Origin of the sequence: Amycolatopsis sp. NPDC051106 (assembly GCF_040682775.1) — a bacterium.
In the GTDB taxonomy this organism is placed as follows: domain Bacteria; phylum Actinomycetota; class Actinomycetes; order Mycobacteriales; family Pseudonocardiaceae; genus Amycolatopsis.
Window position 1 is genome coordinate 121,459 of the sequence record NZ_JBFBBQ010000003.1, and the last position, 26,269, is coordinate 147,727.

24 protein-coding genes and 1 pseudogene are annotated in these 26,269 nt (G+C 71.0%); 16 read left to right on the top strand and 9 right to left on the bottom strand.

From position 1 onward, the window contains the following. Window positions 1-215 precede the first annotated feature (215 nt). Together AB0M83_RS03820 and AB0M83_RS03825 are read left to right on the top strand one after the other, a co-directional pair. Window positions 216-1,220: a hypothetical protein gene (locus tag AB0M83_RS03820; RefSeq protein ID WP_364512005.1), complete on the top strand. Its 1,005-nt coding sequence runs from the start codon at window positions 216-218 to the stop codon at window positions 1,218-1,220. A 37-nt stretch (window positions 1,221-1,257) separates the two neighbouring features. Further along, window positions 1,258-2,055, top strand: coding sequence for a DNA-formamidopyrimidine glycosylase family protein (locus AB0M83_RS03825; RefSeq protein WP_364512008.1), 798 nt, complete (start codon window positions 1,258-1,260; stop codon window positions 2,053-2,055). On the opposite strand, the gene AB0M83_RS03830 is transcribed toward AB0M83_RS03825, so the two are convergent. Further along, window positions 2,052-2,534, bottom strand: coding sequence for a DinB family protein (locus AB0M83_RS03830; RefSeq protein WP_364512011.1), 483 nt, complete (start codon window positions 2,532-2,534; stop codon window positions 2,052-2,054). The genes AB0M83_RS03825 and AB0M83_RS03830 overlap by 4 nt on opposite strands. A 75-nt stretch (window positions 2,535-2,609) precedes the next feature. Here AB0M83_RS03830 and AB0M83_RS03835 point away from each other — a divergent pair, with 75 nt between their 5' ends. After that, on the top strand, window positions 2,610-3,404 hold the full coding sequence (locus tag AB0M83_RS03835) for a PIG-L family deacetylase (protein ID WP_364512014.1): 795 nt from the start codon (window positions 2,610-2,612) through the stop codon (window positions 3,402-3,404). Window positions 3,405-3,441: 37 nt separating this feature from the next. Here AB0M83_RS03835 and AB0M83_RS03840 read toward each other — a convergent pair whose 3' ends face one another. Beyond that, window positions 3,442-3,585 carry a hypothetical protein gene (locus AB0M83_RS03840; protein ID WP_364512017.1) on the bottom strand — a complete coding sequence of 48 codons (144 nt, stop codon included), beginning with the start codon at window positions 3,583-3,585 and terminating at the stop codon, window positions 3,442-3,444. 245 nt (window positions 3,586-3,830) lie between these two features. On the opposite strand from AB0M83_RS03840, the gene AB0M83_RS03845 reads away from it, so the two are divergent. Continuing rightward, complete coding sequence (locus AB0M83_RS03845; RefSeq protein WP_364512020.1) at window positions 3,831-4,460, top strand: helix-turn-helix domain-containing protein; 630 nt, start codon at window positions 3,831-3,833, stop codon at window positions 4,458-4,460. A 47-nt stretch (window positions 4,461-4,507) separates the two neighbouring features. Beyond that, window positions 4,508-4,921 carry a VOC family protein gene (locus AB0M83_RS03850; RefSeq protein WP_364512023.1) on the top strand — a complete coding sequence of 138 codons (414 nt, stop codon included), beginning with the start codon at window positions 4,508-4,510 and terminating at the stop codon, window positions 4,919-4,921. Between the two features lie 109 nt (window positions 4,922-5,030). Here the strand turns inward: AB0M83_RS03850 and AB0M83_RS03855 are convergent, their stop codons facing one another. Continuing rightward, window positions 5,031-5,426: a Rid family hydrolase gene (locus AB0M83_RS03855; protein WP_364512026.1), complete on the bottom strand. Its 396-nt coding sequence runs from the start codon at window positions 5,424-5,426 to the stop codon at window positions 5,031-5,033. 44 nt (window positions 5,427-5,470) lie between these two features. Between AB0M83_RS03855 and mtnA the strand changes: the two genes are divergently transcribed. Then, a complete protein-coding gene (mtnA, locus tag AB0M83_RS03860; protein WP_364512028.1) occupies window positions 5,471-6,436 on the top strand; it encodes an S-methyl-5-thioribose-1-phosphate isomerase in 966 nt (321 codons plus the stop codon). On the opposite strand, the gene AB0M83_RS03865 is transcribed toward mtnA, so the two are convergent. Both AB0M83_RS03865 and AB0M83_RS03870 read right to left on the bottom strand, forming a co-directional pair. Then, the gene (locus AB0M83_RS03865; RefSeq protein ID WP_364512031.1) at window positions 6,433-6,648 is read right to left on the bottom strand and encodes a ferredoxin; all 216 of its coding nucleotides are present in this window, start codon (window positions 6,646-6,648) and stop codon (window positions 6,433-6,435) included. The genes mtnA and AB0M83_RS03865 overlap by 4 nt on opposite strands. Window positions 6,649-6,662: 14 nt before the next feature. Continuing rightward, entirely contained in the window at window positions 6,663-7,853 is a 1,191-nt protein-coding gene (locus AB0M83_RS03870; protein WP_364512034.1) for a cytochrome P450, read from the bottom strand. 114 nt (window positions 7,854-7,967) lie between these two features. On the opposite strand from AB0M83_RS03870, the gene AB0M83_RS03875 reads away from it, so the two are divergent. From AB0M83_RS03875 to AB0M83_RS03890, 4 genes are read left to right on the top strand one after another with little or no spacing between them, the layout of a single operon-like run. Further along, entirely contained in the window at window positions 7,968-8,477 is a 510-nt protein-coding gene (locus AB0M83_RS03875) for a PadR family transcriptional regulator (RefSeq protein ID WP_364512037.1), read from the top strand. Further along, window positions 8,474-9,688, top strand: a complete 1,215-nt coding sequence (locus AB0M83_RS03880) for a cytochrome P450 (protein WP_364512040.1) — start codon at window positions 8,474-8,476, stop codon at window positions 9,686-9,688. The genes AB0M83_RS03875 and AB0M83_RS03880 overlap by 4 nt, the downstream gene beginning before the upstream one ends. Window positions 9,689-9,698: 10 nt before the next feature. After that, entirely contained in the window at window positions 9,699-9,893 is a 195-nt protein-coding gene (locus AB0M83_RS03885; protein ID WP_364512043.1) for a ferredoxin, read from the top strand. Between the two features lie 37 nt (window positions 9,894-9,930). Beyond that, entirely contained in the window at window positions 9,931-10,494 is a 564-nt protein-coding gene (locus AB0M83_RS03890; RefSeq protein WP_364512046.1) for a TetR family transcriptional regulator, read from the top strand. Here the strand turns inward: AB0M83_RS03890 and AB0M83_RS03895 are convergent, their stop codons facing one another. Then, window positions 10,495-13,233, bottom strand: a complete 2,739-nt coding sequence (locus AB0M83_RS03895; protein ID WP_364512048.1) for an FAD-binding and (Fe-S)-binding domain-containing protein — start codon at window positions 13,231-13,233, stop codon at window positions 10,495-10,497. Window positions 13,234-13,328: 95 nt separating this feature from the next. Here AB0M83_RS03895 and AB0M83_RS03900 point away from each other — a divergent pair, with 95 nt between their 5' ends. Beyond that, window positions 13,329-14,165, top strand: a complete 837-nt coding sequence (locus tag AB0M83_RS03900) for a PHP domain-containing protein (protein WP_364512050.1) — start codon at window positions 13,329-13,331, stop codon at window positions 14,163-14,165. 201 nt (window positions 14,166-14,366) lie between these two features. Here the strand turns inward: AB0M83_RS03900 and AB0M83_RS03905 are convergent. After that, window positions 14,367-14,498 (bottom strand): annotated as a pseudogene (locus tag AB0M83_RS03905) (Glu/Leu/Phe/Val dehydrogenase); the annotation flags it as partial. A 209-nt stretch (window positions 14,499-14,707) separates the two neighbouring features. On the opposite strand from AB0M83_RS03905, the gene AB0M83_RS03910 reads away from it, so the two are divergent. Genes AB0M83_RS03910 through AB0M83_RS03920 form a run of 3 tightly spaced genes read left to right on the top strand, consistent with a single transcriptional unit; the run spans window position 14,708 to window position 15,897 of the window. Beyond that, window positions 14,708-15,058 (top strand): Lrp/AsnC family transcriptional regulator, encoded by a 351-nt coding sequence (locus AB0M83_RS03910; RefSeq protein WP_364512053.1) that lies wholly within the window; start codon window positions 14,708-14,710, stop codon window positions 15,056-15,058. After that, window positions 15,033-15,290, top strand: coding sequence for a hypothetical protein (locus tag AB0M83_RS03915; RefSeq protein WP_364512055.1), 258 nt, complete (start codon window positions 15,033-15,035; stop codon window positions 15,288-15,290). The genes AB0M83_RS03910 and AB0M83_RS03915 overlap by 26 nt, the downstream gene beginning before the upstream one ends. A gap of 40 nt (window positions 15,291-15,330) precedes the next feature. Next, a complete protein-coding gene (locus AB0M83_RS03920) occupies window positions 15,331-15,897 on the top strand; it encodes a GNAT family N-acetyltransferase (RefSeq protein WP_364512058.1) in 567 nt (188 codons plus the stop codon). 46 nt (window positions 15,898-15,943) lie between these two features. Here AB0M83_RS03920 and AB0M83_RS03925 read toward each other — a convergent pair whose 3' ends face one another. Then, window positions 15,944-18,655 carry a GH92 family glycosyl hydrolase gene (locus AB0M83_RS03925; RefSeq protein ID WP_364512060.1) on the bottom strand — a complete coding sequence of 904 codons (2,712 nt, stop codon included), beginning with the start codon at window positions 18,653-18,655 and terminating at the stop codon, window positions 15,944-15,946. A gap of 385 nt (window positions 18,656-19,040) precedes the next feature. Then, the gene (locus tag AB0M83_RS03930) at window positions 19,041-19,673 is read right to left on the bottom strand and encodes a YigZ family protein (protein WP_364512063.1); all 633 of its coding nucleotides are present in this window, start codon (window positions 19,671-19,673) and stop codon (window positions 19,041-19,043) included. Between the two features lie 541 nt (window positions 19,674-20,214). Between AB0M83_RS03930 and gltB the strand changes: the two genes are divergently transcribed. Then, window positions 20,215-24,786, top strand: a complete 4,572-nt coding sequence (gene gltB, locus AB0M83_RS03935) for a glutamate synthase large subunit (RefSeq protein WP_364512066.1) — start codon at window positions 20,215-20,217, stop codon at window positions 24,784-24,786. Continuing rightward, window positions 24,779-26,230, top strand: coding sequence for a glutamate synthase subunit beta (locus AB0M83_RS03940; protein ID WP_364512069.1), 1,452 nt, complete (start codon window positions 24,779-24,781; stop codon window positions 26,228-26,230). The genes gltB and AB0M83_RS03940 overlap by 8 nt, the downstream gene beginning before the upstream one ends. Window positions 26,231-26,269 lie beyond the last annotated feature (39 nt).

Here is a 26,269-nt window from a genome sequence, read left to right on the forward strand (position 1 = left end):
AGCGGTTTCCGCACCACGTCCGCGGACACACGCAGACGAACGCGCTCCGGGACACCGGGGAAAGCCGAGGTCCCCGAATTCCGTCTGTTTTCGACCGCCCACCAGAGCACCTGGAAGTGAGACAATGTGAGACAAAGCCGGCCGACGTGGGACACGATGTCAAGATGCCTCTTTCCCGACCCGGGCCATACGGTGATCTTGACCCGTCCGGGGCTGTGACGCTCACCCAGTTGGCCGATTTACTCCGGCAATGCCGGGTGCGTGCCGGGAATCCGTCACTGCGCGATATCGAGCGGCTCGGTGAGAAACGCGGACACACCCTTCCCCGTTCCACGGTGGCCGGGGTCCTGGCCGGCCGGCGCGCGCCACGGCGGGACCTGCTGCTGGCCTTGCTGGCCGCGTTCGGGATTCCCGACGGGGATTGGGCGGCGTGGACGAGCGCCTGGGAAAGGGCGGTGACCGGCCGGCCGGCGGACCCCGCGGAAGCCCCTCGGCCGGCTGACGAGGAAGCCGACATCTGGCGGTTTCCGCCGGACGAGCCGGTGATGATCGTCTGCGGGCGCATCCCGGAATCGGAGGCCCGCAACCTCGCCTCGAGCGACCCACGGGATCCCGACTACGGCGACCTGCTGAACTACACCGATGTGGACGCGCTGGTCCACCTGTACGGCCACATTCGCGCCTTGAACCCGCATCACGACGTGAAGTTCGCGACGACGGCTGAACTGCAGGCCGCTGACTACGCCAGCCACCTCGTGGTGATCGGCGGATCGGACTTCAACATGCTCACCCGCGATATGTTCTCCGCTCTGCACCTGCCGGTGAAGATGTCGCCGCGTTTTCCCGAAACGGATTGGCTCGGCCTGGAAGTCGGCACCGGCGAAGGAACTCAGCGGTTCAGCCCCGTCCTCAGCGAGGAATACGGGGCGCGCGTCCTCCACGAGGACGTGATCCTTTTCGTCCGCGGCGTCAATCCGGCCGACCGGCGGCGCACCATCACGATCTGCGCGGGCATCCACGCCCGCGGCACCCTGGCGGCGGCCCGGTGCCTGACCGATCCGGTGCTCGGGCCGGGGAACCAGGCCTACCTGCGCCGCAAGGTCGGCGCGAACCTGCACTTCGGGTTCGTCGCGAGGGCCATCGTCATCGACCGGTCGGTGGCTCCGCCGGCCCTCTCCGATCCCGAGCACCGGCTCTACGAGTGGATGCAGCCGGAGTGATCTGCGGGCGGGCGCCGGAGCCGCCAGACTGGTCGGCGTGCCGGAACTACCCGAAGTGGAGCTCGCCCGCCAAGTCCTCGCCGACGCGCTCGGCCGCGAGATCCGGGACGTCGACGACCACGACGACTGGGTCTGCCGGCCGCACGCGCCCGGGGATCTCGCCCGGGCGTTGCGGGGCGGGCGGCTCACCGAGGCACACCGGCGGGGCAAGACGCTGTGGTGCGAAACGGAAAACGGCGACGGGCGGCCCGGGCCGAACCTGGGCCTGCACCTCGGGATGGCCGGGCAGCTGCGGTTCGGCGGCCGGAGCGGGCCGCCCGGGCCGAAACGGTTTCACGGTCGCGAAGAGAAGCCCGAATGGTTCCGGTTCGGGATCACCTTCGCCGACGGCGAACAGCTGCGGCTCTTCGACACGCGCCGGCTCAGCCGGGTGCGGCTCGACCCCGATCTGGACGCGCTCGGCCCGGACGCCGGCGAGGTGTCGCGCGCGGACTTCCGCTCGCGCGTCGGCCGGGGACGGGCGCCGGTGAAGGCGCGGCTGCTGGACCAGTCCGTGCTGGCCGGGATCGGGAACCTGCTGGCCGACGAAACCCTCTGGCAGGCGGCGGTGAGCCCGGCCCGCCCGGTGAACGAGCTGGGCGACGACGACCTCACGAACCTCCACAAGGCACTCCGGAAGTCCCTGCGCGCGGCGATCAAGCACGGAGGTGTCCACACGGGCGAGATCATCGGCCACCGCCGCGCCGGCGAGCACTGCCCCCGCTGCGGTGCGGAGATGGCGCACGGCACCGTCGGCGGCCGGTCGACCTGGTGGTGCACGAAGGAACAGGCTTAGCGCGGCCCGAGCCCGATGCGGCCGTCGATCAGTTCGCGGACGACGTCCAGGTGGCCGGCGTGCCGGGCGGTCTCCTCGATCATGTGCAGGACCACCCCGCGCAGGTCGGCGATCTCGTCCGCGAGCGGCGAGGGGTGACGCAGCCTCGGCACCGCGGACAACGGCGTCGCGGCGAAGATCTCGTCGGACCGGCGGCACTGGTCGCGGTAGAACGCGAAGACGACGTCCGCGGACCGGGGCGTGGTCAACGGCGCGTGGTCGTCCGGCCACGTCACCGGGTCCGCGGTCCCGGTGACGATCTCCTGGAACCAGTGCCGCTCGGCGTACCCGAGGTGCTCGACCATGCCGAGCGGGGTCCAGCCGGACGGCAGGACCGGGGTCGTCAGGACGTCCTCGCCCAGTCCGTCGAGGATCGCCAGGACGCTGCCGCGCTGGGCGCGGAGGAACGACAGCAGCGTGTTCTTCTCGTCGTCGGCCACGATCGCGGACCTTAACGGGCGGCAGGGCACCTTGGCGGGCGGTTTTTGTCGGTGGCAGCCGGTAGCGTCGGAGACATGGCAACACTGGTCACCTTCCACGCCCACCCGGACGACGAATGCCTGCGCACCGCCGGGGTGATGGCCAAGGCCGTCGCCGAGGGGCACCGCGTCGTGCTCGTCGTCGCCACCCGGGGCGAGGTCGGCGAGGTCCCCGAGGGCTTTCTCGCCGAGGGCGAACAACTGTGGGAGCGGCGCGTGCGGGAGTCGCACGCGGCCGCGGAGATCCTCGGGGTCGAACGCGTCGAGTTCCTCGGCTACCGCGACTCCGGGATGATGGGCGAGCCGACGAACGACGACCCGGAGTGCTTCTGGCGGGCGGACGTCGAAAAGGCGGCCGAGCAGCTGGCGGCGATCCTGCGCGAGGAGTCGGCGGACGTCCTGACGGTCTACGACGACAACGGCGACTACGGCCACCCGGACCACATCCAGGTGCACCGCGTCGGCGTCCGCGCGGCCGAGCTGGCGGGCACGCCGCGCGTGTTCCAGGCGACGTTCAACCGCGAGTTCATGCAGCGTGGTTTCGAAACGGCCGTGGAGCAGGGGCTGATGCCGCCGGAGGCCGCCCCGAAGCCGCCCGAGAACGTCGAGTTCGGCAAACCGGAGGCCGAGATCACGGCGGCGGTCGACGTGTCGAGGTACGTGGGGGTGAAACGCGCGGCGATGCGGGCCCACCCCAGCCAGATCAGCGAGGACATGTTCATGCTGGCCATGCCGGACGACGCGTTCGCCTTCGCGTTCGGGACGGAGTGGTTCATCCGGACGGGACAGGGGCCGGGCATCACGGAGACGGACTTGATGGGCGGACTGTAGGGCCGGGAGCCGCGACTAGGACCGGTATCGAAGTCGGTCAGAGCCATTCGTCGATAGCTGCGATGTGGATGATGGCTTCGTAGCGGACGGCGAGTTCGTCGCAGCGGGTGGCCGCTTGGTCCACATCGACGGTCGCCCGGGCCGCTTCGGCCCGGGCAGCAACGGCTCCAGCGCTGCCCACTGAGCGTCGGTCAGGTCGAACCGCCCCGCCACCGCTGGGGTGTCCACGAGGTCTCCGGTGTTCAGGTTCTTCGATACAGGCCCTAGTCGCTCCGCGCTACGATGCCGGACGTGGCGCTCGACCGGTTTGAGGACATTTCGGGGCTGGAGTACCGATTGTCGGACTCGCCCTATGTCGAGGGCGTATATCGGGTGGCGCCGAATGGTGGGCACGGCAGTTTCGCGCCGGAGCGCATGGTGTCAGTCGTGAACTCGAACTGGGAGCTGCTGGTGTGGGCGTCGGACGGCGTCACCACCGTGTCGGTCCGCGGTCCCGAGACCCGGCCCACCGTGGTCCCGTTGGGTGGCGGGCTGGGCAGCACCTTCGGCGTGATCTTCCGGCACGGTGCCTTCCTGCGGAACCTGCCCGTGGGCGGGCTTGTGGACGGCAGCGTGTCGAGCCCGTACACGACGCCGCGCTCCTTCGTGCTGCAGGGCAGCGAGTGGGAGATCCCCACCTACGAGAACGCGGAGACGTTCGTGCAGCGCCTGGTCCGGGCGGGGTTGCTGGTGCGGGACCCGTTGGTGACCGACGTCGTCGCCGGGGAGCGGCCGGTGCTGGTCACACCGCGCTCGGTGCAGCGCCGGGTCGCCGCGGCCACGGGCCTGACGCAGGGCACGATCCGCCAGATCGAGCGGGTGCGGCAGGCCACGATGCTGCTGCGGCGGGGCGTGGCCGCGACCGAGGTCGTGCATCTGGTCGGGTACCACGACCAGCCACATCTGGCGCGGTCGCTGACCCGGTTCGTCGGCCGGACGGCGACCCAGCTGCGGCGGCCCACCCCCGGCGAGATGGTGTCGCTGCTGTACAAGACCGAGGTCGAGGTACGGCCGTAGGTTCGAAGTCAGCCGGAAGGGCCGGCCACGAGAACCGAGGAGCACCAGTGGCTTTCACGCAGATCTACGTCAACCTGCCGGTCACCGACCTGGACGCGAGCACGTCGTTCTACCTGGCGCTGGGTGGTGTGCTCAACCCGCAGTTCACCGACGAGACGTCCGCGCAGGTCGCCCTCGGCGAGGTGGTGGCCGTGCAGCTGATGACGCACGAGCAATTCGGTCAGTTCACCTCGCGGCCGATCGCCTCCGGTGGTGCGATCGGGTCGATCCTGGCGCTGCCCGCCGAGTCGAAGGAGGACGTCGACCGGCTGGCCGACGCCGCGGTGAAGGCGGGCGGGTCCGAGCCACGCCCTGCTCAGGACATGGGCTGGCTGTACAACCGTGCTGTGGACGACCCGGATGGCCACAGCTGGGAACTGCTCTCGTACGACGCGTCGGCGATGCCCGGCACGCCCGAATGACCCGGAATGAGGAGGGGCGCGGGCGGTTGATTCTCACCGTCCGCGCAGCGCCCGGCCAAAGACTTGTGCGTGGCGGTGCGAGTCCGGCCGGCCTCCCCCGCCGGGCCCGTCAGTCGAGCGCCGCCGTCACGTCCAGCTCCACCAGCTGACCCGGGTACCCCAGCTGGGCCACCCCCAGCAGCGTGCTCGCCGAGCTGAACGCCGCGCCGATCTCCGACTCCGTCAACCGGTCCCACACCGCCGACAGCTCCGCACGGTCCTCCGTCACCACGTAGATCACCGTCCGGACCACGTCGGCCGGCGAAGCGCCCGCGAAAGCCAGCGCCGCCGCCGTGTTGGCCACGACCTGGTCGACCTGCGGCACCAGCCCCTCGGCCACCGAACCGTCCGCGGCCAGCGGGCACTGGCCGGCCAGGTATACCGTCCGGTTCGAAACAGCCACCGTCACGTGGTGGTAGCCCGGCGGTGTGTGCAGCCCGGGCGGGTTCTGTCGTTCAATGGTCACCACCGCATCATCGCCGGGCACGCAAGCCGAAAAAGGAGGGGCACGTGCGCAGGACCATCGACTGGGCCGGCGACGCCGTCGTCGTCATCGACCAGACCGCGCTGCCCGCCGAATACCGGCTGCTGCACCTGCGGACCGTCGGCGAGCTCGTCGACGCCATCAAGCGCCTCGCCGTCCGCGGGGCGCCTGCCCTCGGGGCCGCCGGGGCCCTCGGCGTCGCCCTCGCCGCCCGGACCAGCGAGAACGTCGAAGCCGACGCCGAACTGATCGCCACCGCGCGCCCCACCGCCGTGAACCTCGCCTGGGGCGTGCGGCGCGCGATGGCGAAGCTCCACCAAGGCGCCGACGCCGTCCTCGACGAGGCCCTGGCCCTCCTCGCCGAAGACGAAGAGCTCAACAAGGCCGCGTCGGAGCACGCCGCCGAGGTCGTGCTCGCAGAGTGCGCGCGCCGGCCGTTGCGGCTGCTCAGCCACTGCAACGCCGGGCGGCTCGCGACCGTCGGGTGGGGCAGCGCCCTCGGCGTCGTCTGGCACCTGCACGCCCGTGGGCTCGTCGAAGAAGTCCTCGTCGACGAGACGCGCCCGCTCCTGCAGGGCGCCCGGCTGACGGCGTGGGAGCTGGCCCAGGAAAACGTCCCCTACCGCGTCCAGCCCGATGGTGCGGCCGCCGCCGCGATGGCGCGCGGGATGGTCGACTGCGTGCTCGTCGGCGCCGACCGGATCGCCGCGAACGGCGATGTCGCCAACAAGATCGGCACCTACGGCCTGGCGATCGCCGCCAAGCACCACGGCGTCCCGTTCGTCGTCGTCGCGCCGTCGTCCACTGTGGACAAGACGCTCGCGAGCGGCGCGGGCATCGCCATCGAGGAGCGCGACGCCCGCGAGCTCACCGAATACGCCGGGGTCGCGATCACCCCGCCGGACGCGCAGGTCTTCAACCCCGCGTTCGACGTGACACCCCACGAGCTCGTCACGGCCGTGGTCACCGAGCACGGCCGCTTCGCACCCTAGGGACGCGGGCCGATCTCGCGGCCGCCGTCGGTCACGGTGATCGCCATCGCCGGGCACGAGTCCGCCGCGTCCAGCACCGTCTCGTCCCCGTCGACCTCCGAGACGACCGCCTGCGCCACCGCGCCGTCGAGGACGAACACCTCGGGCATCAGCGCGGCGCACATCCCCGAGCCGATGCAAGTGTGTTCGTCGACTTCCACGTGCCAGCTCATGGTCACCTTCCGAGTCACCAGCCGATCGGCATCGACCGCGGTCCGCGGACGAGCATCTGCGTCTTCCACACGATATCGCCGGCCAGGTGCAGGCCCGGCAGCTCGGTCACCAACGCGCGCAGCGCCTCCTGCAGCTCGAGCCGGGCCAGCGGCGCGCCCAGGCAGTGGTGGACGCCGTGGCCGAAACCGAGGTGGTGCTGGTCCCCGCGGTCGAAGCGCAGCTGGTCCGCGTCGTCGAACTGCAGCCGGTCGCGGTTGGCGGCGCCGACCGCCACCAGCACCGGCTCCCCCGCCCGCACGAGCACGCCGCCGACCTCGACATCTTCGGTGGCGTAGCGCGCGAACCCGGCGCCGGCACCCAGCGGCACGAACCGCAGCAGTTCCTCCACCGCGGCCGGGATCAGGTCCGGGTCGGCGCACAGCCGCTCCCACTGCCCGGGCTGGTCGAGCAGCGCGTAGACGAAGTTGGGGATCTGGCTCGCGGTGGTCTCGTGCCCGGCGACGAGGATGCCGACGCACAGGTCGACCAGCTCCAGCTCGGTCAGCCGGTCGCGGGTGTCGCGCGCCTCGATCAGCGCCGTCATCAGGTCGTCCTGGGGCCGCGCCCGGTGCTCCGCGATCAGCCCGCGCATGTAGTCGCGCAGCTCTTCGCGGTTGCGCTCGAACTCCTCGGGCGTCAGGCCGCTGGTGGACAGCGCGGCGTCGCTCCAGACCCGGAACTTCGGCCGGTCGGCGACCGGGACGCCGAGCAGTTCGCAGATCACCGCGACCGGGATCGGCAGCGCGTACAGGTCGACGAGGTCCGCGGGCGGGCCGGCGGCCTTCATATCCGCGATCAGCCCAGTCGCCAGGGAAACGACACGCGGGCGCAGCAGCTCGACGCGCCGCATGGTGAACGCCTTCGCCACCAGCGTCCGCAGCCGCGTGTGGTCCGGCGGGTCCATCTGCAGGATGCCGCCTTCGCGCTGGACGGGTGAGCGCCGCGGCGCGTCCTTCTCCTTCTCCATCGCCCGCGAGAACCGGCGGTCGCCGAGCACCAGCCGGGCGTCGGCGTAGCGGGTGGCCAGCCACGCCGGCTCGCCGTAGGTCATCTTGACCCGGACCATGCCCTCGGCTTCGCGGGCGGCCGCGTAGGCGTCGTTGAGGTCGAGCCCCGCCTCCTCGTTGAAGGGGTACGAGAGCGGCTCGGTGTGGGTGACGGTCATGCGGGAACCCCTCGCTCCGGTTGTAAGCAGCTGCTTACAAAACTACTCGGTTTCTTCCCACCTGTCACGGTCCGCCATTGCCCGGTCACGAACACATAGGTTACGGTGACCTAGGTGTGGATCGAGATCCTCTTGCTGGCGAAGCTGGACCGCGAGCCGATGCACGGCTACGAACTGCGCAAGGCCGTGGAGGCTTCGACGGGCCACACCTTGTCGAACAACTCGCTCTACCCGACGCTGCGGCGCTTCGTCGACGCCGGCGCGGTGAGCCGCAGCGCCGAGGAGCAGGAGGCGAAACCGCCGCGGCACGTCTACACGATCACCGGCGTCGGGCGGGAGCTGCTGCGCGACATGCTCGCCGACTTCCCCGGCGAACTGGCGCTCAACGAACCGGAGTTCCTGGCCAGGGTCGGGAACTTCGGCCGGCTGAGCCGGGACGAACGCGCCCGCGTGCTCGACGTCCGCAAACAGGCGCTGCTCGCCGAACGGGCCCGGGTCACCGGGCTCGCCGCCGGGCAGGCCGACCCGTGGGGCCGCGCGGCGCTGCAGCACGTGCTCGGGAAGTTCGACGCCGAGCTCCGCTGGCTCGCCGACCTCGAAACCGAACTGAGGAGAGACGCATGACCACCACCGAAGAGACGCCTCGCCTCCCCTTCGCCCGGGCGAACGCGCTCGCCATCGCGCCGGACTACGAGGTCCTCCGCCGGCAGGCCCCGATCAGCCGGGTGCTCACCCCGGCCGGCGACCCGGCGTGGCTGGTGACGTCGTACGAAGAGGCCAAGGAGATCTTCCGCGACAAGCGCTTCGGCCGTTCGCACCCCGCCCCGGAACAGGCGTCGCGCATCTCGCACGCCGCGCTGCAGGACGGCCCGAGCGGTGACTTCGATACCGAAGAAGCCGAGCACAAGCGGATGCGCCGGATGCTCGCGCCCGCGTTCTCCGCGCCCCGCATGCGCGCCCTCGGCGACCGGATCGCCGAGCTGACCGACCGCTGCCTCGACGACCTGCAGGCCGCGCACGACGCCCACCCGGGCGAGCCGGTCGACCTGACCGACTTCCTCGCGTTTCCCCTGCCGGTGCTGGTGATCTGCGAGCTGCTCGGCGTGCCGTACGCCGACCGCGAGAAGTTCCGCGGCCTGTCCGAGCGGATCGCGAGGATGGACGGCGGCGAAGACGCGCAGGCGGCCATGACCGAGTTCAAGGCCTACATGACGAAGCTGGCCGACGAGAAGCGCGCGGACCCGCGGCCCGACGTCATCTCCGACATGGTCGCGGTCCAGGCCGACGATCCGACGTTCACCGACGACGACCTCGCCCGGATGGGCGCCGGCCTGCTGTTCGCCGGCCACGAGACGACGTCCACCCGGATCGCGATGGGCACGTTGTTCCTGCTCAGCGACACCGCCCGCCGCGACCGGTTCGCCGCCGATCCCGAGGGCCAGGTGAACCGGACGATCGAGGAGATCCTGCGGCTGACGGCGACCAGCGGCACCGGCCTGCTGCGCTACGCCCACGAAGACGTCGAGGTCGCCGGGACGCGGATCATGCGCGGTGACGCCGTGCTCATCTCCAGCGACGCGGCCAACCGCGACGCCGCGGTGTTCGCCGACCCGGACGAGTTCGACCCCGCCCGCACGCCGAACGTCCACCTCGCCTTCGGCACCGGCGCGCACGTCTGCATCGGCGCCAACCTCGCCCGCACCGAACTGCGGACGGTGTTCCCCAAGCTGTTCTCCCGGTTCCCCGGCCTGCGGCTGGCGGCCGGGATCGACGAGATCCCGGTCCGCGTCAACCGCGTCGCCGGCGGGGTCGACGCCGTTCCCGTGACCTGGTGAGGAGGAGCCGATGAAGATCACCGCGGACACCGAGGGCTGTGTCGCGTCCGGACAGTGCGTGCTGCTCGCGCCGGGGACGTTCGACCAGGACGAAGAAGCCGGTACCGTCGTCCTGCTCTCCGACGAGCCGGCGCCCGGCGAGGAGGACGCGGTCCGGCAGGCGGAGCTGACCTGCCCGGCCGCCGCGATCCGGCTTTCGGGGTAGCGGGCGGCGCGTCCGGTTTGCCGGTTAACCTGCACCGATGACCGCACAGCCGGGCCGCCGACGGGACGCGGCCGCGACCAGGGCCGCGCTGCTCGACGCCGCGGCCGCGCTGTTCGCCGAGCGGGGGTTCGACCGCACGACCGTGCGGGACATCGCCGGGCAGGCCGAAGTCAACCAGGCGCTGCTGTTCCGCTACTTCGGCAGCAAGGAAGCGCTCTTCGAGGCGGTGGTGGCCCGCAACGGGCGTGAGCACCTGGCCACCACACCGCCCGAACGGCTCTTCAGCGCTTCCCTGCGCGGCATGCTGGCGCCGGAAGGCCCGCGGAACCGGACGCTGGAGACGTATCTGCGCTCGTCGGGCAGCGACGGCGTCGGGGCCACCCTCCGGCAGGAGATCGGCGAGGAGTACGCGCGGGTCCTGGCCACGCTGACCGACGCGCCGGACGCCGGGCTGCGCGCCGACCTCGCGCTCGCCTGGCTGATGGGCATCGCGCTGGTCCGCGAGGTCACCGGCAAGGAACCGCTGGCCAGCGCCGACCCCGAGCACGTCAGCGAGCTGGTCCTCACCGCCGTCCGGACCCTGCTGGAGCGCAGCGAGTAGTCAGGGCAACGCGCGCCGGAGCAGCTCGGCCAGGTGGACCGGTGTGCGCCCCGACTCCTGGGCGATCTGCGTCCGGCAGCTGAAGCCGTCCGACACCACCACCGTCTCCGGGGACGCCTCCCGGATCGCCGGGAGCATCCGGTCCTCCGCGACCGCCTTCGACACTTCGTAGTGGCCGCGCTCGAAGCCGAAGTTGCCCGCCAGGCCACAGCACCCCGAGTCGAGGGTCGTGTTGCGCACCCCCGCCGCCGCCATCGCCGACTCGTCGGCGCCGAAGCCCAGCACCGCGTGCTGGTGGCAGTGCACCTGCGTGATCGCGTCGACGTCCAGGGCCGCGAACGGGATCGGCGCCCGCTCCAGCAGTTCCGCGAACGTGAACGTCCGGGACGCCAGCACCGCGGCACGCTCGTCGCCCGGCAGCAGCGCCGGCAGGTCGCCGCGGAAGAGGGCCGTGCAGCTCGGTTCCAGCCCGGCCACCTCGTAGCCCTCGTCGAGGTACGGCGCCAGCACGTCCAAAGTGCGCGTCAGGACACGGCGCGCGACCCCGAGCTGGCCCGTCGACACCCACGTCAGTCCACAACAGACTCCGCGGTCCGGCAGCACGACGTCGTAGCCCGCCGCGGTCAGGACTTCGTGGGCCGCGTCGAGCACCGAAGGCGTCAGGTAGTTGTTGAACGAGTCCGGCCACAGGACGACGCGCCGCTCCCCCGAAGCCCGGCGCCGCAGATCCGCCCGCGACGACGTGAACGGCGAGGGGGCGAAGGTCGGCAGCGAACGTTCCGGCGCGATCCCGCCGAGCCGTTTCAGCAGCCCCGACAGCCGGGGAGAGCGTCCGGCGGCGTTGGCCAGCTTCGGCATCCGCGCGCTGAGCCGCAGCCACAGCGGCAGCCAGCCCATCGAGTAGTGCGCCGCCGGGCGCAGCCGCCGCCGGTAGTGCTGGTGCAGGAACTCCGCCTTGTACGTCGCCATGTCGACGTCCACCGGGCAGTCCGAGAGGCATCCCTTGCAGGACAGGCACAAGTCGAGTGCGTCGTGCACTTCGGACGAGCGCCAGCCGTCGGTGATGACCTCACCGTTGATCATCTCGGCGAGCAGGTGCGCACGCCCGCGCGTCGAGTGCTGTTCCTCGCGGGTGGCGCGGTAGCTCGGGCACATCACGCCGCCACCGCTGGTGTTGCGGCACTTTCCCACGCCGACGCAGCGCCGCATCGCCTGGCCGAAGCTCCCGCGGTCCTCCGGATAGCCGAGGAAGACACTGTCCTCAAAGGATTCAGCGGTGGCCCGTACGCGCAGATCGGCGTCGACCGGCCGCGGCGCCACCAGGATGCCGGGGTTCATCCGCCCGGCCGGGTCGAAGATCGCCTTGAACCGTCCGAAGAGGGCCATCATCTCCGGGCTGTACATCCGGGACAGCAGCTCGGACCGGGCCTGGCCGTCGCCGTGCTCACCGGACAGCGACCCGCCATGCGCCGCGACGAGGTCCGCCGCCTCCTCCAGGAACCGCCGGAAGTCGGCCACGCCCGGCGCCGACAGCAGGTCGAAGTCCAGCCGCAGGTGGAGACAGCCTTCGCCGTAGTGGCCGTAGACGACGCTGCGCCGGCCGTGCGCCCGCATGAGTTCTTTGAACTCCCGCAGGTACGCGCCGAGCCGCTCGGGCGGGACGGCCGCGTCCTCCCAGCCCGGCCAGGCTTCCGAGCCGTCCGCGAGCCGGGTCGCGAGGCCCGCGCCCTCCTCGCGGATGCGCCAGAGCCCGCGTTGCGCCGCCGGGTCGTCGACGATCGCGAACCCGGTGAGGTCCAACGACGCCGCGAGCGCACGGGCCCGCGAAGCCGGGTCGTCGCCGGCCAGCTCGACGAACAGCCACGCTCCGCCCGGCGGCAGATCGCCCGCGCGGCCCGGCAGCATCGCGACGAGCTCCGCATCGACGCCCTCGACGGTCAGCGGCGACCACGGCAGGATCGCCGGCACGGCGTCGGCCGCGGCGATGTCGGACGGGAAGCCGAGCACGGCCAGCACGCGACGAGCGGGCAGCTCGGCCAGCTCGACCGTCGCTTCGAGGATCGTGACGCAGGTGCCCTCCGAACCGACGAGTGCCTTCGCGACGTCGAAGCCGTTCTCCGGCAACAGGTGTTCGAGCCCGTAGCCGGACACGCGCCGCGGCCACGTCGAAAGTTCCTTGCGCAGCAACGCCAGGTTGTCGCGCACCAGGGCGCGCAGTTCGTCGAAGATGCGGCCCTCGGCGGGCTCGTCGCGGCCGACCCGCAGGCGCGTGCCGTCGTAGAGCAGGACGTCGAGCGAGCGGACGACGTCGACCGTGCGCCCCCACGCCACCGAGTGCGAGCCGCACGCGTTGTTGCCGATCATGCCGCCGAGCGTGCAGCGGCTGTGCGTGGAGGGGTCCGGGCCGAACCGCAGCCCGTGCGGCGCGGCGACCGCCTGCAGGTCGTCGAGCACCGTGCCGGGCAGCACCCGCGCGAGCCGGGTCTCCGGGTCCAGCGAAAGCACCCCGCCGACGTGGCGCGAGGTGTCGATCACGAGGCCCGGCCCGCACGCGTTCCCGGCGACGCTGGTGCCGCCGCCGCGCGCGATCACCGGCAGGTCGCGGGCGCGCGCCGCGGCGACCGCGGCGATCACGTCGTCGACGGTCTCCGGCAGCACCACGCCCCGGGGCACGTGGCGGTAGTTGGAGGCGTCGGTCGTGTACAGCGCGAGCGTGGCGGCGTCGGTGAGGATCTCCACGCCCCCATTCAAGTCGACGAAGGGCCTCCGTACCTCTCCAGCGGGGTATGTCCGAAACCACACTCCGGGCCGGGCGCCGTGCGACGATCCGCGCCATGACGATCGACCTGCACGCGCACAGCACGGCCTCGGACGGCACGACGCCGCCCGCGGACCTCCCCCGGCTGGCCGCCGAGGCCGGGCTCACCGTGCTCGCCCTCACCGACCACGACACCTTCGCGGGCCTGGCGGCGGCGTCGCGGGCGGCTCTCGACGTCGAGCTGGTCCCCGGCGTCGAGATCTCCTGCCGGCTCGACGACGCCGAGGTCCACCTGCTCGGCCTCTTCGTCGACCCCGGGCACGCGCCGCTGGCCGCCGAGCTGGAGCTGATCCGCACCGACCGCGCCCGCCGCGCGGTGCGGATGGTCGAGCGCTGCCGGGAACTGGGCGCGCCGATCACCCGGGAGCAGGTCGAAACGATCGCCGCCGGCGCCCCGCTCGGCCGTCCCCACGTCGCCGCGGCGCTGGTGGCCGCGGGTGTCGTCGCCGACACCGCCGGCGCGTTCACCCCCGCCTGGCTCGCCGACGGCGGCCGGGCGGACGTGCCCAAGCACGTCCTGCCCACCGTGGACGCCATCGCGCTCGTCCGCGCGGCCGGGGGCGCGGCCGTGCTGGCCCACCCGCGTTCGGCGAAACGCCGTGCCGAGGTCACCGACGCGCAGCTGGCCACGCTCGCCGAAGCCGGGCTGGCCGGGATCGAGGCCGACCACCCGGAGCAGGCCCCCGAGGTCCGGCGGCGGCTGCGTGCGGTGGGCGCGGAGCTGGGCCTGCTCACGACGGGGTCGAGCGACTTCCACGGCGACCGCAAGCCCGTCCGCCTCGGCGAATGCACCACCTCGCCGGACGTGCTGGCGGCGCTGCGCGAGGCGGCCGGAAGCCCGTCGCGTCACTGAGGCGTACGTGCCGCCGCGGCGGAAGCGAGCCGGCGCTCGGCCGGCGCGGCTGCCTCGTGCAGCGGCGTGGTCCAGGCCTTCGGCTTCGCGCGGGGTGTCGAGCGGGGTCTCCGCGCTCAGGACGCCGCCGACGGCGGCCGGGATGACGACGTCCGCGGTCGGGGTCAGCGCCTTCTCCGGCTCGGCCCAGGTCAGGCCGAGCCGCTCGGCTTCGGCGCGCTTCGCCGGGTCGATGTCGGACACGACGACGTCGGCGCCGGCCCGCTGGCGGCTCGCGGCCAGGTGGGCGCCGACCGAGCCGTAGCCGCTGACGACCACCTTCCGGCCGGCCATCTCCGGGCCGCCGAACACCGCCGTGGCGGCGGCCCGCAGCGCGGCCAGGACACCGACGGCCGTCGGGCCGCTGGAGGAGCCGGTGCCGCCCGCGGACTCGGGCGTGCAGAACGCGAACGCCGAGACCCGCGCAGCACCAGCATGTCGGCCCGGCCGGTGCCGACGTCCGGGCCGGCCAGGTAGGTGCCGCCGAACTTGAGTCGGCGATCGTGCGCCATCTGCAGGAGGACCCCCGGCAGACCAACCGGGACATCGCCCGGAAGGTCGGCATCGGGCCCTCGACCTGCCTCGAACGCATCCGGTTGCTGCGGGAGCGGGGCGTCATCCGCGGCTACCACGCCGACATTTCCGGACGTCGATCGTTTTCCGCCACCTGCGCAAGACGACGCTTGAACCACTTCCACCGGGGTAACCCTGGTGAGTGCGACACGCCACCCCTAAGTGTTCCCCTGAAATACCCGGGTTCGCACCCTCAAAGGCGGAAAATGTCGGTGGTGAGCGGTCTAATGAGCACGACGGGAAGGAGGCACCGCCATGACAACGGAACTGAACCACCGTGAGCGGGCCACATTGAGAGCCGTGGCCGGGGGCCACGCCGAGATCAGCTGCAGCTGCGAGCCCGACCTGTTCATCGACGGCCTGAGCTGCTGCGACCAGTCCACCGTGCACCGGCTGGCGCGGCTCGGCCTGATCGCCCCGGCCACTCCCGGCAAGTGCGGCACGCGGGTCCCCGCGGTGCTGACCGAGGCCGGCTCGCGCGCGCTGGGCGAGGTCTTCGCCGCCGCCGCGTAATTGCATTGCCGCGCACCGGGGTCACTGACAGCATCACCCGATGCACGTATTCCTCGAAACCGAGCGGCTGATCTTCCGCCGGTTCACCGAGAACGACGCCGACTCGCTGTTCGAGCTCTACGACGACCCGGCCGTGATGAAGTACCTCAATGGGGGACAGCCGGCGGACCGCACCGAGATCGTCACGCTGGATCTCCCCGCGTTCCTCGGTTACTACGAGCGTTTCCCCGGCTACGGGTTCTGGGCGGCGATCGAGAAGAGCACCGGCGATTTTCTGGGGTGGTTCCACTTCCGCCCGCGCCCGCACGATCCCCCGGACGAGCCGGAACTGGGGTACCGGCTGCACCAGCGGGCCTGGGGCAAGGGTTACGGAACAGAAGGCTCGGCGGCCCTGCTCGCCAAGGGCTTCACCGAACTGGGGGTCCGGCGCGTCACGGCGGGCACCATGGTGGTGAACAAGGCCTCACGCCGGGTGATGGAGAAACTGGGGATGACGCTCGTCCGCACCTACTTCGCGGAGTTCCCGGAGCACGAGCGGGCCCCGGGCAGCGAACACGGCGAAGTCGAGTACGCGATCACCCGCGAGCAGTGGCTGGCGCGGTCGTGAGTGTCCAGAAGGGTTGGAACCCTCCTGAACACTCACGACCGTCAGGTCAGCGGTAGACCTCGAACTCGTAGATCCGGGCCGCGCCGTTGCCGTCGTTGGCCGGGGTGGTGAGGTTCAGCTTCACGTACCGGGCCGATCGCGTCGTGATCGGGTGGTAGGTGCGGCTGGCCCGGGAACCGGTCACCGACGCGACGGTCGTCCAGGTGGAGCCGTCGGTCGACGTCTGGATCGTGAAGGCGCCGGTGTTCCAGCCGGTCGTCTCACCGCCCAGGCCGGCGTGCTTGACCACGAACGACGACACGTTCTGCGCCGACCCGAGGTCCACCTGCAGGAACTTCGTGGCCGCGGTGGAGCAGAACTTGCTGTTGTTCGCCAGGCTGCCGTCGACGGCCTTGTCGGCGGTTTCGGCCGAGTTGCACGCCGCCGAGCCCGTGGCCGCCTTGCCCTGCGCCAGGTTCGTGCCGAGCTCCGGCGCGGCGGGCGGCGGCGTGAACCCGTCGTTGTACGACGGCGGGACGTCCGCCGCGCTCGTGCCCCAGGCGCTCGGCGACGAGCCCATCGTGTAGTTCAGCGTCGATGCGCCCGCGATGTCGCCGTAGCGGATCCACGACCTGGTCGTCGCCGTGCCGTTGACGCTGAGGCTCTGCACGTACTGCGCGCCCTGGCCCGCGCCGGTGCCGGTGATCTGGATCGTGCCGCTCGGGCGGATGATCGAGACGGCCGGGAACAGCGGGCCGTGCAGGGCCAGCACGTCGGCGCCCGGGGTCGCCGGGTACATGCCCAGCGCGGCGAAGACGTACCACGCCGACGTCGCGCCGAGGTCGTCGTTGCCGGGCTCCCCGCCCGCGCCGGTGGTGAACGACTCGTTCATCACGCGCCGCACCGCCGAGCTGGTGCCCTGCGGGTGGGCGGCGTAGTTGTACGCCCACGGCACGCCGTGCTCGGGCTCGTTGCCGATGTAGAAGTACGGCTGGGTGAGGCCACCGTTGAGCTGCGTGAAGTGGTGGTCCAGCCGCTGGACGGCGGTTTTCGCCCCGCCCATCAGGTTGATCAGGCCCTGGTAGTTGTAGGGCACCATCCACGTGTACTGCGACGGGTTGCCTTCGGTGTAGCCGCTGTCGCTCGACGGCACGACCGGCCACGCCCACGTGCCGGTGCTGCCGCGCGGCTGGATGTAGCCGGAGTCGGTGCCGAACACGTTCTGCCACCACTGGGCACGCTGCATGTACGTGGAGTACTTCGTCGTGTCGCCGACGGCCTTCGCGAACTGGGCCACCGCGAAGTCCGACGCCGAGTACTCGAGCGAGTCCGACGGGTCCTCGGTGACGTAGTGCCGGCTGACGTACCCGGACTGGCGCCCGCGGATCGCCTGGCCCTGCGCGGTGCCGCCGTTGGAGCTCTTGTCCATCAGCGTCAGCGCGGCGGCGGTGTCGAAGCCGCGGACGCCGAAGGCGTACATGCTGCCGACGACGATCGGTCCGGGGTCACCGGTCATCACGAAGTGCTCGTTGTTGTTGTGCGACCACTTGGGCAGCAGGCCGCCCTGCTGGCCGTCCAGCACCATCGACTTCGCGATGTCGCTCGCTTCGTTGGGCGCGAGGAGCCCGATCAGCGCGGCCCACGAGCGGTAGATGTCCCAGCCGGAGTAGTTCTGGTACACGGTGTGCGACGCGGTGTGGATCGCCTGGTCGAACCCGCGGTACTGGCCGTTCGTGTCGCTGGCGATGTTCGGGTTCTGGAACACGTGGTACAGCGCCGTGTAGAACTTCTGCAGGTCCGCCGCCGCGCCGCCGGTCACCTGGACGCGGTTGAGGATCGCGTTCCAGCTCGTGTCGGCCGCAGCGCGCGTCCCGGCGAAGTCGAAGCCGGGGTTCTCGGCGGCGAGGTTCGCCTGCGCGTTGGCCAGGCTGACGAACGAGATGCCGACCTTCGCCTGCACGGTCGCGTTGGTGGAGGTGTCGAAGGTGACGTAGCCGCCGGAGTTCGTGCCGCTGGTGCTCGCGGACCCGGCGTTCACCGTGCCGCCGAGCCAGGTGCCGAACCCGCTGGGCGCGCGGTCGAACTGGATCACGTAGAAGATCTGGTAGGTCTTGGACGAGCCGCAGAACCCGCCGCCGGTCGCCGTGCCGGTGAGCTGGCTGCCGCTGATGCTGACGGATCCGGTGCGGTTGCCGGTGGCGCTGCGGCTCGGGTTGACCAGCAGCCGCGCTGACGTCGTGTTCGGGTAAGTCAGCTTCATCGAGCCGGAGCGCTTGGTCGCGGACAGCTCGACGGTGGTGTTGTAGTTGTCGAGCTTGTTCTTGTAGTAGCCGGGCGCGGCCGACTCGTTCGCCTTCGTGTAGCGGCCGGCGTAGCCCGTCCAGCCGGTGCCCGGCGACGTCCCGATGGCGCCGGTGATCGGCAGCAGGCCGAGGTCTTCGTTGTTGGGGCAGCCGGCGCCGTTGAAGTGGGTGAGGCTGAACTCTTCGATGCTGGTGTCGCTGTAGCGGTAACCGGACGGCGACCCGGTCGGGGTGTCCGGGCTGAACTGCACCATGCCGAACGGCACGGCCGCGCCCGGGTAGGTGCTGCCGCCGGCGCCGCCGGGCACGGGGTTCGGGGAGTTGCTGTTGTCCGTGCCGATGAAGGGATTCACGTACTGCGTGAGGGCCTGCGTGTCGGCGCCGGCGGGCGCGGCGGGCAGCGCGACGAGCCCCGCTCCCCCGACGACCGCGGCGACCACGGCGGCGCGCAGCCGTCTGGCGAATGGTCCGGACATGAACCTTTCCTCTCCTTGCCGCACGCGCGTTCCGCTGGGCGACAACGTTGTCGGGCAAGCGAAGCAGGTGGTGACATCGTTGTCAGCACGGCTCGCGCCGCGCTGACGACGTTCTGGTGATCGAGGTGGTGCCGGAACTGGAGTGGCAGGACATGGTGGCACGGACGGACCCGGGCGCGGTAGCACCAAAAGTTTTGTTGCCCGGCAAGCAATCCGGGACCGGACCACTCAGCGCCGGTGGACCACTCGCCCGGCCGGCTCGCGCGGGACGGAACACCGAACTCGCGTGATCAGAGCCGGAACTCGCGTGTCCGGGGCCGGAACTCGCGAGTTCCGGCCCCGGACACGCGAGTCACGGTTCCCGTCACGCGAGATCCGGCCCGGATCACGGGGCCTGGACCACCCAGTGGTCGCCGAGGGCGGTCGTCGTGGCTTCGCCGTTCGTCAGCTCCGCGAGCCGGCTTTCGAACGCCGGGACCTCGTCCGGTGCCAAGCCGATCTCGAAGCGGGCCAGAGCGTCGAAGCGGGTCGCGTGGACCAAGTACCGCGACGCGCGCAGGTCGTTCTCGAGCCGGCCCGCGCGGTCGTAACTCACCGCCACTTCCACGAGCCTGAGACGCCGGTGTTCTAGTACACCAACCACTTCCAGTGCGTCCGAAACGGACTGACCGTAAGCGCGGATCAGCCCGCCCGCGCCGAGCAGCACTCCCCCGAAGTAACGCGTCACCACCGCGACCGTGTCCGTGACTTCGCGGCGGCGCAGCACTTCCAGCATCGGCGTGCCCGCGGTGCCGGCCGGTTCACCGTCGTCGCTGGAACGCCGGGTTCGCCCATCAGGCCCCAAAACGAACGCGTGGCAGTGGTGTCGCGCCCCCGGTTCGGCGCGCCGGCGGGCCGCGATGAACTCGCGCGCGGCCTCTTCCGACGTCACCGGGGCGAGCGCGCAGAGGAACCGGGACCGCTTGATCTCGACCTCGTGGACCCCGGATCGAGCCACGGAGAGATAACGATCAGTCATCGGACGAGTCCGCCATGCACCCAGCTTGCCACCCGGCGCGGGCGGCGCGACACGTGCCCCAGACCACTTGGGACGGACGTTTCCGCAGCTCAGAGCCGACTTCGACCGACAGACGGGAGCGCCGGCCCGGCATATGGGACTACCCCGGGGCCCGTCAACGCAAGCGTGGCATTTCCCACCCGGGGACAACGACGTATGTCGATAACAGCGAATTCACACTATCGTCATAAGACCCGGCGAACCCGGGAGTAACACCGCGCGCTCCGGCTGACCCCCACCACAGTGGTCCGTCTGTGCGCGCAAGCAGGACCGACATGTTCGGCTGCCCAGCGCTGTGCGGCCTCCCAGATGACCCGCGTCCGGTTTCCGAGCATCGACGCCCGGCCGACGCTTCGCGGCATCTTGCATTCAGACCACGCCGACAACAGCAACTGTTCTCGACTGACCATCGCGGTACCGGACCACTTCGTTAACCGGTTCAGCTCGAACCACTCGATGAGGTGAGTACCGGTCGCGCCAACGCCTTGGGAGGCGGCCAGCCGTGACCCACCGTGCCCGTTCCCTGTCCCGCACGGGGCAGCAGCTCAGCAACGCCGAGGCCGAGGGCCTCTACCGGAGCGACTTCGAACACGACGCCTGCGGTGTCGCCTTCGTCGCCGACCTCACCGGCCGCCGAGATCACGCGATCGTCGCGAAGGCCCTGGTCGCGTTGCGCAACCTGGAACATCGCGGGGCGCGGGGCGCCGAACCGGACACCGGCGACGGCGCCGGCCTGCTGATCCAGATCCCGGACGAGTTCTACCGGGAGGTCGTGGACTTCGAGCTCCCCGAGCCCGGCACCTACGCCGTCGGCACGGCTTTCCTGCCGCAGGACGAAAAGCGCCGCGGCCGGGCCATGACGACCATCGAGCGCATCGCCGCCGAGGAGGACATGCGCGTCCTCGGCTGGCGCGAGCTGCCCGTGCACACCGAGCACTGCGGGCCGACCGCGGCCGAGACCATGCCGCACTTCACGCAGCTGTTCCTCACCGCGCGGCGCCCGAAGCCGGAGCATTCGGACCCGCTGCACATCGAGCGCAGCGCGTTCTGCGTCCGCAAGCGCGCCGAGCACGAACTCGTCGAGGACGACGTCTACTTCCCGAGCCTGTCTTCGCGCACGATCGTCTACAAAGGAATGCTCACCGAGCCCCAGGTCGAGCGGTTCTTCGCCGACCTGACCGACGAGCGCGTCACCAGCGCCATCGGCCTCGTGCACTCCCGCTTCTCCACCAACACCTTCCCGTCGTGGCCGCTCGCGCACCCGTACCGCTACGTCGCGCACAACGGCGAGATCAACACCCTGCGCGGCAACCGCAACTGGATGGACGCCCGCGAAGCCCTCCTCGAAACCGACCTGGTCCCGGGCGACCTCAAGCGGATCTACCCGGTCATCACGCGCGGCGCCAGCGACTCGGCGAGCTTCGACGAGGTGCTGGAGCTGCTCCACCTCGGCGGCCGGTCCCTGCCGCACGCGGTTCTCATGATGATCCCGGAAGCCTGGGAGAACCACCAGGAAATGGACCCGGCGCGACGCGCCTTCTACGAGTTCCACTCGACGCTCATGGAGCCGTGGGACGGCCCGGCGCTCGTCGCCTTCACCGACGGCAGCCAGATCGGGGCTGTGCTCGACCGCAACGGCCTGCGCCCCGGCCGGTACTGGGTGACCGACGACGGCCTCGTCGTGCTCGCCTCCGAGGTCGGCGTGCTCGACATCGACCCGGCGACGATCGTCCGGAAGGGACGCCTCGAGCCCGGCCGGATGTTCCTCGTGGACACCGTCGAGGGCCGGATCGTCGAGGACGACGAGATCAAGACCGAACTGGCCACCGCGCACCCGTACGACGAGTGGGTCGAAGCCGGCTTGGTGAACCTCGAGGACCTGCCCGAGCGCGACCGCGAAGTGCCGCTGCACGCCGCGCTCGTGCGCCGCCAGCAGGCGTTCGGCTACACCGAGGAAGAGCTCGAAGCCATCCTCGAGCCGATGGCCCGCACCGGCGCGGAGCCAATCGGCTCGATGGGCAACGACTCGCCGATCGCGACGCTGTCCAGCCGACCGCGGCTGATCTTCGACTACTTCATCCAGCTGTTCGCCCAGGTGACCAACCCGCCGCTGGACGCCATCCGCGAGGAGCTCGTCACCGCGCTCGGCACCCAGATCGGCGCCGAGCCGAACCTCCTGGTGGGCAACGCCGCCAGCTGCCGCCGGATCGCGCTGCCGTTCCCGGTGCTCGACAACGACCAGCTCGCCAAGCTCGTGCACGTCAACGACGACGGCGACCTGCCGGAGTTCCAGGCCGTCACCGTGCTCGGCCGCTACAACGTCCACGGCGGCGGCGAGGCGCTGGTCCAGCGCCTCGACGAGATCCGCGCCGAGGTGTCGGAGGCGATCGAGGACGGCGCGCGGCTGATCGTGCTGTCCGACCGCGGGGTCGACGAGCACCACGCGCCGATCCCCTCGCTGCTGCTGACCGGCGCGGTGCACCACCACCTCGTCCGCGAGAAGACGCGCACGCAGGTCGGTCTCATCGTCGAGGCCGGCGACGCGCGCGAGGTGCACCACATCGCGCTGCTCATCGGCTACGGCGTCGCCGCGGTCAACCCGTACCTCGCGATGGCGACCGTCGAGGAGATGGCCCACCAGGGCCTGATCCCGGGCGTGACGCCGAAGGAAGCGACGTACAACCTGATCAAGGCGCTCGGCAAGGGCGTCCGCAAGACGATGTCCAAGATGGGCGTCTCGACCGTCGCGTCCTACACCGGCGCGCAGATCTTCGAGGCGATCGGGCTCGGCGACGAGGTCATCGAAAACTGCTTCACCGGCACGACGTCCCGCCTCGGCGGGGTCGGTTTCGAGACGCTCGCCGAGGAGGTCGCCAAGCGGCACGCGTACGCGTTCCCGGCCGACGGCGTCCGTCCCGCCCACCGCGAGCTGGAGACCGGCGCGGACTACCAGTGGCGCCGCGAGGGCGAGCCGCACCTGTTCAACCCGCAGACGGTGTTCAAGCTGCAGCACTCCACGCGGTCCGGGAAGTACGAGATCTTCAAGGAGTACACGAAGGCCGTCGACGACCAGGCCGAGAAGCTGCTGACGCTGCGCGGGCTGTTCGACTTCGAGTACGGCAAGCGGGCACCGGTGCCGATCGACGAGGTCGAACCGGTCTCGGAGATCGTCAAGCGGTTCGCCACCGGCGCGATCTCCTACGGCTCGATCTCGATGGAGATGCACCAGACCCTCGCCATCGCGATGAACCGCCTCGGCGGGAAGTCCAACACCGGTGAGGGCGGCGAAGACGCCGAACGGCTCTACGACCCGGAGCGCCGAAGCGCCGTGAAGCAGGTCGCCAGCGGCCGGTTCGGCGTCACGAGCGAGTACCTCGTCAACGCCGACGACATCCAGATCAAGATGGCGCAGGGTGCCAAGCCCGGCGAAGGCGGGCAGCTGCCCGGCGCGAAGGTGTACCCGTGGATCGCGAAGACGCGGTTCTCGACGCCGGGCGTCGGCCTCATCTCGCCGCCGCCACACCACGACATCTACTCGATCGAGGACCTGGCGCAGCTGATCCACGACCTCAAGAACGCCAACCCGAAGGCCCGCATCCACGTGAAGCTGGTGTCCGAGGTCGGCGTCGGCACGGTCGCGGCGGGTGTCTCGAAGGCGCACGCCGACGTCGTGCTCATCTCGGGCCACGACGGCGGCACGGGCGCGTCACCGCTGTCGTCCATCAAGCACGCGGGCGGCCCGTGGGAGCTCGGCCTGGCCGAGACGCAGCAGACGCTGCTGGCCAACCGGCTGCGCGACCGGATCGTGGTGCAGACCGACGGCCAGCTCAAGACCGGCCGCGACGTCGTCATCGCGGCGCTGCTCGGCGCCGAGGAGTTCGGCTTCGCGACCGCGCCGCTGGTGGTGTCGGGCTGCATCATGATGCGCGTCTGCCACCTCGACACGTGCCCGGTGGGCGTCGCGACGCAGAACCCGAAGCTGCGCGAGAAGTTCAGCGGCAAGGCCGAGTACGTCGTCAACTTCTTCGAGTTCATCGCCCAGGAGGTCCGCGAGTACCTGGCGGAGCTGGGCTTCCGGTCGATCGCCGAGGCCGTCGGCCACGCCGAGTTCCTCGACAAGCGCAAGGCCGTCGACCACTGGAAGGCGGCCGGGCTGGACCTGTCGCCGATCTTCCACGTGCCCGACATGGCGCCCGCCGGCCTGCGCCTGCAGCAGACGCTGCAGGACCACGGGCTCGAGAAGGCACTCGACAACACGCTGATCCAGCTCGCCGAGGGGGCGTTGAACTCCGGCGACAAGGTGCGGCTGGAACTGCCCGTCCGCAACGTCAACCGGACCGTCGGCACGATGCTCGGCTCGGAGCTGACCCGGCGGTGGGGCGGCGAGGGCCTGCCCGACGACACCATCGACGTCACCTTCACCGGGACCGCCGGTCAGTCGTTCGGCGCGTTCGTGCCGAAGGGCATCACGCTGCGGCTCTACGGCGACGGCAACGACTACGTCGGCAAGGGCCTCTCCGGCGGCCGGCTGATCGTGCGCCCGCCGAAGGAGGCGCGGATCGCCGCCGAGGACCACATCATCGCCGGCAACGTGATCGCCTACGGCGCCACCAGCGGCGAGATCTTCATCCGCGGCAAGGTCGGCGAGCGGTTCTGCGTGCGCAACTCGGGCGCGCTGGCCGTCGTCGAAGGCGTCGGCGACCACGGCGGCGAGTACATGACCGGCGGTCGGATGGTCGTGCTCGGCCCGATCGGGCGCAACTTCGCGGCCGGCATGTCCGGCGGCATCGCCTACGTGCTGGACCTGCCCGCGCACCGCGTCAACCCGGAGATGGTCGACCTCGACCCGCTCGACTCCGAGGACGCGGACTTCCTGCGCGAGACGCTGGAAAAGCACTACGACGAAACGGAATCCGCCGTCGCGCGGGAACTGCTGGCCGACTGGGACGCGGGCGTCGACCGCTTCGGGAAGGTCATGCCGAAGGACTACAAGCGCGTGCTCGCCGCCCAGGTGCAGGCCGAGCGCGACGGGCGCGACGTGAACGAGGCGATCATGGAGGCCGCACATGGCTGACCCCAAGGGCTTTCTGACCACCACCCGCGAAGAGCCGAAGCGCCGTCCGGTCGACCTGCGGCTGATGGACTGGCGCGAGGTCTACGAGGACTTCGCGTCGACGAAGCTGGAGAAGCAGGCCGGCCGCTGCATGGACTGCGGCATCCCGTTCTGCCACCAGGGCTGCCCGCTCGGGAACCTCATCCCGGAATGGAACACCCTGGTGTGGCGGGAAGACTGGCAGCAGGCCATCGAACGGCTGCACGCGACCAACAACTTCCCGGAGTTCACCGGCACGCTGTGCCCGGCGCCGTGCGAAACCGCGTGCGTGCTCGGGATCAACGACGACCCGGTGACGATCAAGCGCGTCGAGATCTCCATCGTCGACCGCGCCTTCGAAGAGGGCTGGGTGACGCCGCAGCCGCCCACCGCGAAGACCGGCAAGAAGGTCGCGGTCGTCGGGTCCGGCCCGTCGGGTCTTGCCGCGGCGCAGCAGCTCACGCGCGCGGGCCACAGCGTCGTGGTCCTCGAGCGGGCCGACAAGATCGGCGGGCTGCTGCGCTACGGCATTCCCGAGTTCAAGATGGAGAAGCACCGCCTCGACCGGCGTCTCGCGCAGATGGAGGCCGAAGGGACGGAGTTCCGCACCTCGGTGAACGTCGGCGTCGACGTCACCGCGGCCGAGCTGCAGTCGTCGTACGACGCCGTGGTGCTGGCCGGGGGTGCGACCGACTGGCGCGACCTGCCGATCCCCGGCCGGGAGCTCGACGGCATCCACCAGGCGATGGAGTTCCTGCCGCCGGCCAACCGGGTCGCTTCGGGCGAGCTTTCCGAGTCGCCCTACTCGGCCGCGGGCCTGGACGTCGTCGTCATCGGCGGCGGCGACACGGGCGCGGACTGCGTCGGGACGTCGCACCGTCAGGGCGCTCGTTCGGTGACGCAGCTGGAGATCATGCCCAAGCCGCCGGAGACCCGGTCCGACGCCCACCCGTGGCCGACGTACCCGATGATCTACCGGGTGTCCTCGGCGCACGAAGAGGGCGGCGAGCGGATGTACGCGGTGAACACCCAGGAGTTCCTGGGCGACTCCGCCGGGCGCGTCCGGGCCCTGAAGCTGGTCGAGGTGCGCAACGAGGGCGGCAAGTTCGTCCCCGTCGAAGGGTCGGAGCGCGAGCTGCCCGCGCAGCTCGTCCTGCTCGCGATGGGCTTCCTCGGACCGCAGAAGAAGGGCCTGCTCGAGGACCTCGGCGTCGAGCTGGACGCGCGCGGCAACGTGGCGCGCGACAAGGCCTTCAAGACGAGCCTGGACAACGTCTTCGTGGCCGGCGACATGGGCCGCGGCCAGTCCCTGATCGTCTGGGCGATCGCGGAGGGCCGCAGCGCCGCGGCCGGCGTCGACGCCTACCTGACCGGGCGCGAGGTGCTGCCCCGGCCGATCGCGCCGACGGACCGGCCGCTCGCGTAAGACCCGGCGCCGGCGGAGGTGTCACTGTCGCCACCTCCG

Coding starts and splice junctions, on each gene's coding strand:
- AB0M83_RS03870 (WP_364512034.1), bottom strand. CDS start 7,853: ATGACCGTCACCCACACCGAGCCGCTCTCGTACCCCTTCAACGAGGAG.
- AB0M83_RS03920 (WP_364512058.1), top strand. CDS start 15,331: ATGCACGTATTCCTCGAAACCGAGCGGCTGATCTTCCGCCGGTTCACC.
- AB0M83_RS03930 (WP_364512063.1), bottom strand. CDS start 19,673: ATGACTGATCGTTATCTCTCCGTGGCTCGATCCGGGGTCCACGAGGTC.
- AB0M83_RS03835 (WP_364512014.1), top strand. CDS start 2,610: ATGGCAACACTGGTCACCTTCCACGCCCACCCGGACGACGAATGCCTG.
- AB0M83_RS03885 (WP_364512043.1), top strand. CDS start 9,699: ATGAAGATCACCGCGGACACCGAGGGCTGTGTCGCGTCCGGACAGTGC.
- AB0M83_RS03890 (WP_364512046.1), top strand. CDS start 9,931: ATGACCGCACAGCCGGGCCGCCGACGGGACGCGGCCGCGACCAGGGCC.
- AB0M83_RS03900 (WP_364512050.1), top strand. CDS start 13,329: ATGACGATCGACCTGCACGCGCACAGCACGGCCTCGGACGGCACGACG.
- AB0M83_RS03915 (WP_364512055.1), top strand. CDS start 15,033: ATGACAACGGAACTGAACCACCGTGAGCGGGCCACATTGAGAGCCGTG.
- AB0M83_RS03925 (WP_364512060.1), bottom strand. CDS start 18,655: ATGTCCGGACCATTCGCCAGACGGCTGCGCGCCGCCGTGGTCGCCGCG.
- AB0M83_RS03940 (WP_364512069.1), top strand. CDS start 24,779: ATGGCTGACCCCAAGGGCTTTCTGACCACCACCCGCGAAGAGCCGAAG.
- AB0M83_RS03865 (WP_364512031.1), bottom strand. CDS start 6,648: ATGAGCTGGCACGTGGAAGTCGACGAACACACTTGCATCGGCTCGGGG.
- AB0M83_RS03880 (WP_364512040.1), top strand. CDS start 8,474: ATGACCACCACCGAAGAGACGCCTCGCCTCCCCTTCGCCCGGGCGAAC.